The sequence below is a fragment of the Streptomyces sp. NPDC093225 genome, assembly GCF_044753805.1.
In the GTDB taxonomy this organism is placed as follows: domain Bacteria; phylum Actinomycetota; class Actinomycetes; order Streptomycetales; family Streptomycetaceae; genus Streptomyces.
Window position 1 is genome coordinate 114242 of sequence record NZ_JBIVNX010000018.1, and the last position, 12869, is coordinate 127110.

A 12869-nucleotide genomic window follows, 5' to 3' on the forward strand; every position below is an offset into this window, starting at 1 on the left:
AGGTGCTTATTGACACCTCGGTTGACCGCGATGTTGACCCCGGTATGACCGCCGGGGTTGACCACAGCTCGACGGGGGAGATGAAAGGCATGCCCGGCGGAGGTTTCGTCAAGCTTCCGGGAGGCAGCGTCGTGGTGGCGCTGACCCTCCCCAGACCCCCAGGCGGCGGCCACGCGGCCGCGGCCGGCGGCCCCGGGGACGGCGGCAGCGTGCGCGTGCTCGTGCACGCCGCGAACCGGGCCCGCGCCCTGACCAGGCTGCGCAACCTCGGCATGCGCGCCGTCTACCTGCGGGGCAACGCCGAACCGCCCACCCCGGACGAGATCACCGCCGTCCTGCACCACCCCGACGGACTGCTGTGGCGCACCGCCCCGGCCACGGCCCCGCACGGCGGCGCCCAGGAGCTCTGGCACCCGATACGGGCCCTCCTGGGCAGCTGAGGCCCGACGGGCGGGGGAGGGACGGGGGGCCGTCCTGCGGTGTGCGGGTCCCTCGCCTCCTGCAGCCCTGGCGCCCCAAGAGGCTCCCCCACGCACCACAGGACGGTGCTGGAGCCCTGGAGGGCCCCTCAGGCCCCCTGGACCACCGGGTGGCCCGAGAGGGCCACCCCGGCCTCCCGGAGCTCCTCCAGGGCCCTGGCGGTCGTCTGCGGGGCCACCCCGGCCGTCAGGTCCAGCAGCACGTGCGTGGCGAACCCGGCCCGGGCCGCGTCCAGCGCGGTGGCCCGTACGCAGTGGTCGGTGGCGATCCCCACCACGTCCACCTCCGTGACGTCCCGGGCGCGCAGCCATTCCGCGAGCCCCGAGCCGTTCTCGTCCCGCCCCTCGAAGCCGCTGTACGCCGCGTCGTACGCGCCCTTGTCGAAGACCGCGTCCACGGCGCCCGAGGCCACCGCGGGGGCGAAGTTCGGGTGGAAGCCGACGCCCTCCGTACCGGCCACGCAGTGCACCGGCCAGGACGTCTCGAAGTCGGGCGCGGCCGGCGCGTGCGCGAAGTGCGCCCCCGGGTCCACGTGGTGGTCCCGGGTCGCCACGACGTGCCGGTAGCCGGAGCCGCCCCCGGCCTGACCGATCAGCTCCGTGATGGCCGCGGCGACGTCCGCGCCCCCCGGGACCGCGAGGCTGCCGCCCTCGCAGAAGTCGTTCTGGACGTCCACGACGATCAGTGCGCGGTGCATGTCGGTTCCTTAGTCCACAGGGGGGATGGGTCGTCCGGCCGGACGACCCATTGTCGGCGCCGGAGGCGGCCCGGCGCCGGTGTTCGGGCAGACCCGCCGCAGGCACCCGGCGTACCGGGGGCGCGGGCGGGCCCGGCGCGCCGGGACGGGACCGGGCCCCGCCCTCAGGCGTACTCGGTGGGGATCACCGGCTCGCCGCGCGACAGCTGGATCGCCGACATCGGCAGTCCCGACCGGGCCGCCACGTGCCGGGTGCGGGCGGCCTCCAGCGGCTCGCGCGCCACCACCTCGCCGCCCTTGACCAGCTCCACCAGCAGCTGCCGGTCCGCCAGCGCCGACGGCACCGGCCCGGTGCCCACCACCTCGGCCTCCGCGACCCCCTCGGCGTCCCGGCGGCGGGCCGCCCACTTGCGACCGCCGACCGAGGACTTGCCGCCCACCGACTTCTTCGCCACCGGCACCAACGGCGCCTTCGGGTCGTCCGACGCGGCCCGGGCCACCAGCTTGTACACCATCGAGCAGGTCGGGTGCCCGCTGCCGGTGACCAGCTGCGTGCCCACCCCGTACGCGTCCACCGGCGCGGCCGCCAGCGACGCGATGGCGTACTCGTCCAGGTCCGAGGTCACCACGATCCGGGTGTCGCGGGCGCCCAGCTCGTCCAGCTGCTGCCGCACCCGGTGCGCCACCAGCAGCAGGTCGCCGGAGTCGATGCGCACCGCGCCCAGGTCCGTGCCGGCCACCTCCACGGCCGTCCGCACCGCCTCCGCCACGTCGTACGTGTCCACCAGCAGGGTGGTTCCGGTGCCCAGCGAGGCGACCTGGGCGGTGAACGCGTCCCGCTCGGTGTCGTGCAACAGGGTGAAGGCGTGCGCGCTGGTGCCGACCGTCGGGATGCCGTACCGGAAGCCGGCCGCCAGGTCGGAGGTGGAGGTGAAGCCGCCCACGTACGCGGCCCGGGCCGAGGCCACCGCCGCCAGTTCGTGGGTGCGCCGCGCGCCCATCTCGATCAGCGGGCGCCCACCGGCGGCCGCGGTCATCCGGGACGCGGCCGCCGCGATCGCGGAGTCGTGGTTGAGGATCGACAGGATCACGGTCTCCAGCAGCACGCACTCGGCGAACGTGCCCTCGACCCGCATGATCGGCGAGCCGGGGAAGTAGACCTCGCCCTCCGGGTAGCCCCAGATGTCGCCGGAGAAGCGGTACTGCGACAGCCAGTCCAGGGTGCGCATGTTGACCACGGCCCGCTCGCGCAGGAACTCCAGAACCGCGCTGTCGAAGCGGAAGTTCTCCACCGCGTCCAGCACCCGCCCGGTCCCGCCGACCACCCCGTACCGGCGCCCCTCGGGCAGCCGGCGGGTGAACACCTCGAAGACCGAGCGGCGGTCGGCCGTGCCGTTGGCCAGGGCGGCCTGCAGCATCGTGAGCTCGTAATGGTCAGTGAAGAGCGCTGTCGACGGCACATCCACCGGCAGGCCCAGGTCCGCAGGGTTCATGCCAGGGATGCTACTCCACATCTCGTCAAACTGACGAGATGTGGAGCTCGTTTGTGCGACGGACCCGTCACAGTGGCAGAGTGGGACGGGTGAGTGTTGCTCCCATTGAGATCGAACGCACCCAATCGGCAGAAGAAGCCTCGGCGGTCCCCGAACCGGACGTCCCCTGGGTGACCCTGGTGCACAACGACCCGGTCAACCTCATGAGCTACGTGACGTACGTCTTCCAGGCCTACTTCGGCTACACCAAGGACAAGGCGCACCGCCTGATGCTCGACGTCCACAACAAGGGGCGGGCCGTGGTCTCCAGCGGGACCCGCGAGGAAATGGAGCGCGACGTGCAGGCCATGCACGGCTACGGCCTGTGGGCCACCCTGTCGCAGGACCGCGGCTGATGGGCGGCCACCCCGGCACCTTCGTGCCCCTCGACGGCGGCGGCGCGGCCGCCGCGTTCGACGAGATCGAGATCTCCATCCTGCGCTCCCTGGCCGTCCAGCTGCTCGAACTCATCGGACCGGGCGACGAGCCCGCCGAGGACGCCGACCCGCTGGCCGCCCTCTTCGCTGAGGGCCCCAGCGAGCCCCCGTCCGACCCGGCGCTCGCCCGGCTCTTCCCCGACGCCTACGGCGGCCCCGGCGCGACCGAGACCGACGACCCGGAGGAGCTGCGCGCCCACTCGGCCGAGTTCCGCCGCTTCACCGAGAACGACCTGCGCACCCGCAAGCGCGAGGACGCGCTGGCGGTCGTCCGCAGCCTCGACGCGCTCACCCCGGGCGGCGACGGCGGAGCGGTGCTGGAGCTGGACGGCGAACAGTCGCTGCGCTGGCTCGGTGCGCTCAACGACCTGCGGCTGACCATCGCCGCCCGCCTGGAGATCTCCGAGGACGACCAGGTGGAGGAGCTCTACCGACTGCCCGACGAGGACCCGCGCAAGCCCATGGTGATGGCGTACCTGTGGCTGGGCGGTCTCCAGGAGACCCTCGTCGAGACGCTCACCCCCTGAGCCGCCCGGTGAGCCGGCCCCGCCTACCACGTGCGTGAACCACGGGTAAACGCATGCATGCCACATCTTGTCCGCGGCGCCCGATTTGAGGATCTTCTGAGGTGTTCGCTCAGCGGATCCTCAAATCCGGATAACGATCAGATCACCGGGATGGCGTAGTCCGACCGTTCCGTCCTGTTGTGCCCCGGTATTCCTGTGGTGTGCGTCCCATTTCTTCCCCTTGATCACCCTTATCTCCGTGATACATCTTCACGACCGCCGACGGGACACCACCCCTGTCCCCGCCGGCGGCGCTTGGGGCCGACTGATCGTCGGCGTGCACTCCATCCGTATCCGGGGGGATCGAGGACCCGATCCGCAGCCACTTCTCAAAGGCGCGGGTCGGCGTGGAGAAAGGCGCACCAAACCATGACCTCAGCGCAGGTCGAAAAGCAGCACGACGGCAATGAGGCCGAGGACTCGGCATCCGGCGAGGGGTACCACCGCGCACTCGGCGCCCGCCAGATCCAGATGATCGCGATCGGCGGCGCCATCGGCACCGGCCTCTTCCTGGGCGCGGGCAAGGCCATCGCCAAGGCCGGCCCCAGCCTGATCCTGGCCTACGCCATCGCGGGCCTGGTCATCTTCTTCATCATGCGGGCCCTGGGCGAACTGCTCATGTACCGCCCGGTGTCGGGCTCCTTCTCGGAGTACGCCCGTGAGTTCGTCGGACCCTTCGCGGGCTTCGTCACCGGCTGGACGTACTGGCTCTTCTGGGTCGTCACCGGCATCACCGAAGTCACCGCGGCCGCCCAGTACATGTCCTTCTGGACCCACGACAGCTTCCCGCAGTGGGCGTACGCGCTCATCTTCACGGTCATCCTCTACGCGGCGAACCTCATCTCCGTGAAGCTCTTCGGCGAGCTCGAGTTCTGGTTCTCCATGGTGAAGGTCACCGCCATCGTCGGCATGATCCTGATCTGCGCGGGCATCCTGACCGTCGGCTTCTCCGACGCCGCGGCCACCGCCTCCGTCTCCAACCTCTGGAGCGACGGCGGGTTCTTCCCGCACGGCATCGGCAACACCCTCATGACCCTGCAGATCGTCATGTTCGCCTTCCTCGCCGTCGAGCTGGTCGGCGTCACCGCCGGCGAGTCCAAGGACCCCGAGAAGACCCTGCCCAAGGCCATCAACACCGTGCCGTGGCGCATCGCCGTCTTCTACGTCGGCGCGCTGATCATGATCCTGTCGGTCATCCCGTGGTCGAACTTCCAGCCCGGCGTGAGCCCCTTCGTGCTCGCCTTCGAGAAGATGGGCCTGGGCGTCGGCGCCGCCATCGTCAACTTCGTCGTGCTGACCGCCGCCCTGTCCTCCTGCAACTCGGGCATGTACTCCACCGGCCGCATGCTGCGCGACCTCGCGCAGAACGGCCAGGGCCCCAAGGTCTTCACCAAGCTGACCAAGAACGGCACCCCGCTCGTCGGCACCACGTTCTCCGCCGCCCTCATGCTCGTCGGCGTCTGGATCAACTACGTCGCCCCCGGCAAGGCCTTCGACTACGTCGTCTCCTTCGCCACCATCTCCGGCATGTGGGCCTGGATCATGATCCTGGTCTGCCAGATCCGCTACCGCGCCAAGTCCGACCGCGGCGAGCTCGCCAAGTCCCCGTTCCGCGCCCCGGGCGCCCCGTGGTCCAGCTGGTTCGCCCTGCTCTTCATCGGCATGGTCATCGTGATGATGGGCGTCGACAAGGACGCGCGCGTCTCGCTGTACTGCGCGCCGCTGTGGGGCCTGGTCCTGTACGTCTCGTACCTGGTCCTCAAGAGCCGCAACCCGCAGGGCGCGGCCTTCGCCAAGCGCTGAGACCGCCCCGGGACCGGTGCCGCCCCGGCGCCGATCCCGGGCCCCACGGGCACTGTGTCCAGCATGCGGGCCGTTCCGTACCATCCGTCGGTACGGGACGGCCCGTCTGTCTATTCTGGGCCCCATGCTGACCCTCACCCAGGAGCTGTACGACAAGATCGTCGCGCACGCCCGCCAGGACCACCCCGACGAGGCCTGCGGCGTGGTCGCCGGCCCCGTCGGCACCGACCGCCCCGAGCGTTACATCCCCATGCTCAACGCGGCCCGCTCGCCCACGTTCTACGAGTTCGACTCCGGCGACCTGCTCAAGCTGTACCGCGAGATGGACGACCGGGACGAGGAGCCCGTGATCGTCTACCACTCGCACACCGCCACCGAGGCCTACCCCTCGCGCACCGACGTGACGTACGCGAACGAGCCCGCCGCCCACTACGTCCTGGTCTCCACGGCCGACACCGACGGCGCCGGCGAGTTCCAGTTCCGCTCGTACCGCATCGTCGACGGGGTGATCACCGAGGAGGAAGTACGGGTCGTGGCGGCCTACTGACCGCATGGTGAGCCGCTGGCGTCCACGATGCGGGATCACACTCCAAACGGGTGAAGGGGAATCGTTAACATGACCGCATGGTTTCCCACGACGTGAGCATCGAGACGCCCAGCAGGCCCCTGCTCGTGGCGCGGCTGCACGTCGACCTGTGCCGCCTCGCCAGCGCGATCTGTACGACAGCCTGACCCGTTCGGCCGAACCCCGCGGTTCGCCGCAACGCCCACCGCACGAGCGCGAACGTACGCACGCACGAGCCGCCCGTACCGAGCCGCACGCACCACGCCTGAACGTCCCGGGGCGAAGCCGCACCAGCCCTCCCGCGCGGGGAGGCCACGGCCGCGCGCGCCCATCCACGCCCCGCCCCTACGCAACCGACGCAACGGAGCCCGCCATGGCCATCGAGGTCCGCATCCCGACCATCCTCCGCACCTACACCGACGGCGCCAAGGCCGTCGAGGCCAGCGGCGCCACCATCGCCGAGCTGTTCGCGGACCTGGAGTCCCGCCACACCGGCATCGAGGCCCGCCTCATCGACGAGGGCAAGCTGCGCCGCTTCGTCAACGTCTACCTCAACGACGAGGACGTCCGCTTCATCGACGGCATCGACACCAAGCTCGCCGACGGCGACAGCGTCACGATCCTGCCGGCCGTCGCCGGCGGCTCGAAGTAGGCGACGGCGCCCGATGCGCTACGACTCCCCCCTGGCGGCGGTGGGCAACACCCCGCTGGTCCGGCTCCCGCGCCTGTCCCCCTCGGAGGACGTGCGGATCTGGGCCAAGCTGGAGGACCGCAACCCGACCGGCTCGATCAAGGATCGCCCCGCGCTCCACATGGTCGAGCAGGCCGAGAAGGACGGGCGCCTGAGGCCCGGCTGCACGATCCTCGAGCCCACGTCCGGCAACACCGGCATCTCCCTGGCGATGGCCGCCAAGCTCAAGGGCTACCGCATCGTCTGCGTGATGCCGGAGAACACCAGCCAGGAGCGCCGCGACCTGCTGGCCATGTGGGGGGCGGAGATCGTCTCCAGCCCGGCCGCCGGCGGTTCCAACACCGCCGTCCGGGTCGCCAAGGAGCTGGCCGCCGAGCACCCCGACTGGGTCATGCTCTACCAGTACGGCAACCCCGACAACGCGGGCGCCCACTACGCCACCACCGGACCCGAGATCCTCGCGGACCTCCCCTCCATCACGCACTTCGTGGCGGGCCTGGGCACCACCGGCACCCTCATGGGCGTCGGCCGGTACCTGCGCGAGCACAAGCCGGACGTCAAGATCGTCGCCGCCGAGCCGCGGTACGACGACCTCGTCTACGGCCTGCGCAACCTCGACGAGGGCTTCGTCCCCGAGCTGTACGACGCCTCCGTCCTGACCTCGCGCTTCTCGGTCGGCTCCGCCGACGCGGTGACCCGTACCCGGGAACTGCTCCAGCAGGAGGGCATCTTCGCGGGCGTCTCCACCGGCGCCGCCCTGCACGCGGCGATCGGCGTCGGCCGCAAGGCGGTCAAGGCGGGGGAGTCGGCCGACATCGCCTTCGTCGTCGCCGACGGCGGCTGGAAGTACCTCTCCACCGGCGTCTACACCGCCGCCACCACGGAAGAGGCGATCGAGACGCTCCAGGGCCAGCTCTGGGCCTGACGCCGGTACGCGCCTGACCGCCCGTACGCGCCCGGTGCCCCGCGGCCCCGGTCCCGTACGGGCCGTCCCGGCGCGCGTACGACCGGTCCCGCACGGCCCCGACGTCAGCCGGCGAGGTGGCGGACCTGGTCCCACAGGGCCGGGTCCACCACCCCCACCCGGCGCCGGAAGTCCCACGCCGACAGCTCGCGCAGCTCGTCCGTCTCCAGGAAGCTGGGCCTGCCGTGCACGTCCCCCACCACCCCCGGCGGCAGCGGGATCACCCCGGGCCGCTCGTCGTGGTACTTGCTGGTGATCTTCGCGACCCGCACCGAACGGCCGTGCACCCCCAGCACCAGGCACGGCCGGTCCTTGCTCCCCGGGGCGTCCTCGAACGGCACCTCGGCCCACCAGATCTCCGCCGGCCTCGGCCGCGGCCGCGGACCCGCCGCGCGCCCCGGCGGCCGGCCCGCCCCCGGCCGTGACCGCACCGCCGGCCGGCGGCCCACCAGCAGCACCAGCACGGCCAGCACCACCACTGCCGCCACGGCGGGCCACCAGGACGTGTCCATGATCCGACGGTAACGGACGGGCGGACGCCGCACGAGGCGCATGGGGACCGCCAGTACGGGGCATCGCTCTGCCGGGTGACAGCGCAGGTGAGTTCGCCCACACAGGCCTGCCGCGGAGGAGCGACCGCACCTCTCGCGCCTTACCTTTGACGCACGCACGGCCCCCGTCGCCCCCCGCGCCGTCTCACGTCCACGGACCGTCCACGGAGGTTCCTGCTCCATGAAGCTCACCGTCGTCGGATGCTCGGGTTCGTTCCCGTCCGCGGAATCGCCGTGCTCGAGCTACCTCGTCGAGGCCGACGGCTTCCGGCTGCTCCTCGACATGGGCAACGGAGCCCTGGGCGAGCTGCAGCGTCACATCGGTCTCTACGACCTCGACGCGATCTTCCTGAGCCACCTGCACGCGGACCACTGCATCGACATGTGCGCGTACTTCGTCGCCCGCTACTACCGCCACGAGGGCGGCCGCTGCGACGCCATCCCGGTCTACGGCCCCGAGGGCACCGAACAGCGGCTGACCGCGGCGTACGAGGACGTGCCGGACGAGCGTTCCATGAGCGAGGTCTTCGACTTCCGCACCCTCAAGCCCGGCTCCTTCGACATCGGCCCCTTCCAGGTCCGCACCGACAAGGTGAGCCATCCGGTGGACGCCTTCGCCATTCGTGTGGAGCACGGCGGCGCGTCGCTCACCTACTCCGGCGACACCGGTACGTGCGAGGCCCTGAACGCGCTCGCCGCGGACGCCGACCTCTTCCTGTGCGAGGCCTCGTTCACGCACGGCAAGGAGGACATCCCGGGCCTGCACCTCAACGGCCGCGAGGCCGGCGAGTGCGCCCGCGACGCCGGCGCCCGCCGCCTGGTCCTCACCCACGTCCCGCCGTGGACCGACGCCCAGCGCAACCTGGCCGACGCCCGGGCCGTGTACGACGGCCCGGTGGAGCTGGCCCGTACCGGCGCGGTCTACGAGATCTGACACCGGCCCCGACGACGCGCCGAAGCCCCGGGCTCCTCTCGGAGACCGGGGCTTCGGCGTGGGTCCTGCGGGTGCCTGTGGCGGCGAGGTCCTACTTGGCCTCGGCCTTCTCCATCTCGGCGAGCTCCTCGTCGGACTCGCGGCCCGGGGTGGGGAGGTTGAACTTGGTGATCGCGAAGCGGAAGACCACGTAGTAGATCGCGCCGAACACCAGGCCGACCGGGATGAGCATCCACGGGTTGGTGGACTTGCTCCAGCTCAGGCCGAGGTCGATGAGGCCGGCGGAGAAGGTGAAGCCGCCGTGGATGCCGAGGGCCCAGGTGATGGCCATGGACAGGGCGGTCAGCACCGCGTGGATCGCGTACAGCAGCGGCGCGATGAACATGAACGAGAACTCGATCGGCTCGGTCACACCGGTGACGAACGAGGTCAGGGCGAGCGAGACCATCATGCCCATCACGGCCTTGCGGCGCTCGGGGCGGGCGGAGTGCGCGATGGCGATGGCGGCGGCCGGGAGGCCGAACATCATGATCGGGTAGAAGCCGGTCATGAACAGGCCGGCGCTGGAGTCACCGGCGAAGAACCGGTTCAGGTCGCCGTGGACGACCTCGCCGGCGGCGTTGGTGAAGTCGCCGATCTGGAACCACGCGACGGTGTTGACGAACTGGTGCATGCCGATCGGGATCAGACCGCGGTTGATGACGCCGAAGAGGCCGGCGCCGACGGAGCCCAGACCGGTCATCCACTCGCCGAAGTTGGAGATGACCTCGCCGATCGGCTCCCAGACGAGGCCGAAGAACACGCCCATGATGACGCCGACGAAGGCCATGATGATCGGGACGAGGCGGCGGCCGTTGAAGAAGCCGAGCCAGTCCACGAGCCGCGTGCGGTGGAAGCGCTGCCAGAGGACCGCGGCGAGCAGGCCCATGATGATGCCGCCCAGGACGCCCGGGTTGTTGTACGTCGCGGCGACGTCGACGCCCTTGTTCTGCGTGGTGTTGACGACGGCCTCGGTCACCGGGAACGCGGTGAGGACGTTCTTGTACACCAGGAAGCCCACCAGCGCCGCCAGCGCGGTGGAGCCGTCCGCCTTCTTGGCGAAGCCGATGGCCACGCCGACGCAGAACAGCAGGGGCAGGTTGGAGAAGACCGCGTCGCCGGCGGTGGCGAAGACCGCGGCGACCTTGTCCCAGCCCAGGCCGTCCTTGCCGAAGACGTCCGGCTGACCGAAGCGGAGCAGCAGACCGGCGGCCGGAAGGACCGCGATGGGCAGCTGAAGGCTGCGACCGACCTTCTGCAGGCCCTGGAACAGGCCGGAGCCCCGCTTCTTGGCGGGCGCCGTAGCGGCGGTAGCCGTCGTCATGAATTCCTCCGGAAGGCACAAGGCGCCGCCGGGATGGAGAAACGGGGGATGACGGCGGCGTCTCGGATTGGGGGTACGCAGGCCAGCCCGGGCCCCGCGTGGTCTACACCATTGTGGTGTAGACCAGTTGTAGCACGGTGAGTGTTAGATAAGGAACCTTCGATAAACTGTGGTCTACACCACACGACGAGAGCCCCTGGTGGGGGCATGCGGAAGGCCCCCGGAACACGGATCCGAGGGCCTTGGCTGGCCGCGGTGAAGGGCCCGGAGGCGGTCGCGGCGCCCGCCGTGGAAGCGCCGTACGGCCTGCCCCTACGCCTTCGTGACGTCCTGCTGCATCGCCTCGATCTCCTCGTCGGACTCTCGGCCCGGCGTGGGGATGTCGAACTTCGTGATGACGAAGCGGAACACGACGTAGTACACGACCGCGAAGCACAACCCGATCGGGATGATCAGCCACGGCTTCGTCGCGATGCCCCAGTTGATCGCGTAGTCGATCAGGCCCGCCGAGAAGCTGAAGCCGTCGTGCACCCCGAGCGCCCACGTCACCGTCATCGACACGCCGGTCAGCAGCGCGTGCACCACGTACAGAGCCGGCGCCACGAACAGGAACGAGTACTCGATCGGCTCCGTGATGCCCGTGACGAACGAGGTCAGCGCCACCGACAGCATCAGCCCGCCCACCTCCTTGCGGCGCTGCGGCTTCGCGCAGTGCGTGATCGCCAGCGCCGCCGCCGGCAGCGCGAACATCATGATCGGGAAGAAGCCCGTCATGAACAGGCCCGCGTTCGGGTCGCCGTTCAGGAACATCGCGATGTCGCCGGTGACCGTCTTGCCCTCCGGCGTCGTGTAACTCCCCAGCTGGAACCAGACGGGGACGTTCAGGAACTGGTGCAGACCGATCACGAGCAGCGCCCGGTTGGCCACGCCGAAGATGCCCGCGCCCCATGAGCCCAGGTCGGACAGCCAGTCCGAGAAGCTGTTCAGGGCGTCACCGATCGGCGGCCACACCCCCAGGCAGATCACGGCGAACCCGATCGCCACGAACGACATGATGATCGGCACCAGCCGCCGGCCGTTGAAGAAGCCCAGCCAGTCCACCAGCTTCACCCGGTGGAACCGCTGCCAGAACCAGGCGGACAGCAGACCCATGATGATGCCGCCGAAGACGCCCGGGTTCTGGAACGTGTACTGCGCGAACGAGCCGTCCGCCCCCAGGCAGCCGCCCCCGATGTCCTCGGTCCCGGTCGGGCAGGCCTCCGGGAACGCCCGCAGCACCTCCCGGTAGACCAGGAACCCGACCGTCGCCGCCAGCGCCGTCGAACCGTCGGCCTTCTTCGCCATGCCGATCGCGACGCCGATGCAGAACAGGAGCGGCAGGCCCAGGTCGGCGTTCAGCAGCGCGCCGCCCGCGGCCGCCATCACCTTCGCGACGTCCGTCCAGCCCAGACCCTTCGCGCCGAGCATGTCCTCGTAGCCCAGCCGGCTCAGGATGCCCGCCGCCGGCAGCACCGCGATCGGCAGCTGCAGGCTCCGCCCCATCTTCTGCAGGGCCTGGAACGCACCGCCCCACCGGTTCCGCCGCGGTTCCGCCGCCACGCCGCTCGCGCTCATCAGCGTCCTCCCTCCGGCCCAGGTTTGGCGGTTGCCGCACACTGGTGTAGACCAGTCGGTGATACGGTCCGCGCGGGAGCCCCTCGGGGCGGTCCGCGGCTGATCGTCATCTTTCGGCAGACCTCGCACCACCGCGCGCGTAGATAGGCCAACCGTGCGTTACCGTGACACAGCGGACACGCACGGTACCGACGCCGAAGACACCACCGACGGCCGGACCCACACCCGTGGACCGACGACGACACACCGACGGGCACGCACCGCCACCCGGACCCGTTCCTGACAGACACAGGGAGAAGACATGGCCACCAAGGCTGAGAAGATCGTCGCCGGGCTCGGCGGTATCGACAACATCGAAGAGGTCGAGGGCTGCATCACCCGCCTCCGCACCGAGGTCGCCGACCCCGCCCTCGTCGACGAGGCCGCCCTCAAGGCCGCCGGCGCCCACGGCGTCGTCAAGATGGGCACCGCCGTCCAGGTCGTCATCGGCACCGACGCCGACCCGATCGCCGCCGAGATCGAGGACATGATGTGACCTGAGCCCACCGGCTCGGCACCCGTCCCACCCCCTCGCCGCCCCGCGCGCGAGACCCAGGACCGAGGGCCGAGGCGACGGGACCACGGCGGACCCGCCCCCCGACCCGGGCACTCCACCGCACCCCGCGCCTCCCC

At 70.7% G+C, this 12869-nt stretch carries 14 protein-coding genes and 1 pseudogene; 10 read left to right on the forward strand and 5 right to left on the reverse strand.

Annotated features, from left to right (window positions below; all coding sequences use genetic code 11):
- Positions 1 to 89 precede the first annotated feature (89 nt).
- The gene (locus ACIQCH_RS18670) at positions 90 to 440 is read left to right on the forward strand and encodes a hypothetical protein (RefSeq protein WP_402582110.1); all 351 of its coding nucleotides are present in this window, start codon (positions 90 to 92) and stop codon (positions 438 to 440) included.
- Positions 441 to 568: 128 nt separating this feature from the next.
- Here ACIQCH_RS18670 and ACIQCH_RS18675 read toward each other — a convergent pair whose 3' ends face one another.
- The gene (locus ACIQCH_RS18675; RefSeq protein WP_402582112.1) at positions 569 to 1177 is read right to left on the reverse strand and encodes an isochorismatase family protein; all 609 of its coding nucleotides are present in this window, start codon (positions 1175 to 1177) and stop codon (positions 569 to 571) included.
- Positions 1178 to 1341: 164 nt separating this feature from the next.
- Entirely contained in the window at positions 1342 to 2670 is a 1329-nt protein-coding gene (locus tag ACIQCH_RS18680; protein WP_402582114.1) for a nicotinate phosphoribosyltransferase, read from the reverse strand.
- An 89-nt stretch (positions 2671 to 2759) separates the two neighbouring features.
- On the opposite strand from ACIQCH_RS18680, the gene clpS reads away from it, so the two are divergent.
- The 7 genes from clpS to ACIQCH_RS18715 all read left to right on the forward strand — a co-directional run bounded on the left by clpS (position 2760) and on the right by ACIQCH_RS18715 (position 7696).
- On the forward strand, positions 2760 to 3065 hold the full coding sequence (gene clpS, locus ACIQCH_RS18685) for an ATP-dependent Clp protease adapter ClpS (protein WP_402582116.1): 306 nt from the start codon (positions 2760 to 2762) through the stop codon (positions 3063 to 3065).
- On the forward strand, positions 3065 to 3673 hold the full coding sequence (locus ACIQCH_RS18690) for a DUF2017 domain-containing protein (RefSeq protein ID WP_402582118.1): 609 nt from the start codon (positions 3065 to 3067) through the stop codon (positions 3671 to 3673). The genes clpS and ACIQCH_RS18690 overlap by 1 nt, the downstream gene beginning before the upstream one ends.
- Before the next feature lie 408 nt (positions 3674 to 4081).
- Positions 4082 to 5515 carry an amino acid permease gene (locus tag ACIQCH_RS18695; protein WP_402582119.1) on the forward strand — a complete coding sequence of 478 codons (1434 nt, stop codon included), beginning with the start codon at positions 4082 to 4084 and terminating at the stop codon, positions 5513 to 5515.
- Between the two features lie 124 nt (positions 5516 to 5639).
- Positions 5640 to 6062 (forward strand): Mov34/MPN/PAD-1 family protein, encoded by a 423-nt coding sequence (locus tag ACIQCH_RS18700; protein ID WP_402582121.1) that lies wholly within the window; start codon positions 5640 to 5642, stop codon positions 6060 to 6062.
- A gap of 77 nt (positions 6063 to 6139) precedes the next feature.
- On the forward strand, positions 6140 to 6247 hold the full coding sequence (locus ACIQCH_RS18705) for a putative leader peptide (protein ID WP_324605132.1): 108 nt from the start codon (positions 6140 to 6142) through the stop codon (positions 6245 to 6247).
- A 206-nt stretch (positions 6248 to 6453) separates the two neighbouring features.
- Positions 6454 to 6732 (forward strand): MoaD/ThiS family protein, encoded by a 279-nt coding sequence (locus ACIQCH_RS18710; RefSeq protein WP_402582123.1) that lies wholly within the window; start codon positions 6454 to 6456, stop codon positions 6730 to 6732.
- 13 nt (positions 6733 to 6745) lie between these two features.
- A complete protein-coding gene (locus tag ACIQCH_RS18715) occupies positions 6746 to 7696 on the forward strand; it encodes a PLP-dependent cysteine synthase family protein (protein ID WP_030205965.1) in 951 nt (316 codons plus the stop codon).
- Between the two features lie 104 nt (positions 7697 to 7800).
- Here the strand turns inward: ACIQCH_RS18715 and ACIQCH_RS18720 are convergent, their stop codons facing one another.
- On the reverse strand, positions 7801 to 8247 hold the full coding sequence (locus ACIQCH_RS18720) for a type II toxin-antitoxin system PemK/MazF family toxin (protein ID WP_402582125.1): 447 nt from the start codon (positions 8245 to 8247) through the stop codon (positions 7801 to 7803).
- A gap of 220 nt (positions 8248 to 8467) precedes the next feature.
- On the opposite strand from ACIQCH_RS18720, the gene ACIQCH_RS18725 reads away from it, so the two are divergent.
- Complete coding sequence (locus ACIQCH_RS18725) at positions 8468 to 9220, forward strand: MBL fold metallo-hydrolase (protein ID WP_030205972.1); 753 nt, start codon at positions 8468 to 8470, stop codon at positions 9218 to 9220.
- Between the two features lie 91 nt (positions 9221 to 9311).
- Here ACIQCH_RS18725 and ACIQCH_RS18730 read toward each other — a convergent pair whose 3' ends face one another.
- Both ACIQCH_RS18730 and ACIQCH_RS18735 read right to left on the reverse strand, forming a co-directional pair.
- Positions 9312 to 10583 (reverse strand): PTS transporter subunit EIIC, encoded by a 1272-nt coding sequence (locus tag ACIQCH_RS18730; protein ID WP_402582128.1) that lies wholly within the window; start codon positions 10581 to 10583, stop codon positions 9312 to 9314.
- 312 nt (positions 10584 to 10895) lie between these two features.
- Positions 10896 to 12197 carry a PTS transporter subunit EIIC gene (locus tag ACIQCH_RS18735; RefSeq protein ID WP_402582130.1) on the reverse strand — a complete coding sequence of 434 codons (1302 nt, stop codon included), beginning with the start codon at positions 12195 to 12197 and terminating at the stop codon, positions 10896 to 10898.
- A 298-nt stretch (positions 12198 to 12495) separates the two neighbouring features.
- Between ACIQCH_RS18735 and ACIQCH_RS18740 the strand changes: the two are divergent.
- Positions 12496 to 12732 (forward strand): annotated as a pseudogene (locus tag ACIQCH_RS18740) (glucose PTS transporter subunit EIIB); the annotation flags it as partial.
- Positions 12733 to 12869 lie beyond the last annotated feature (137 nt).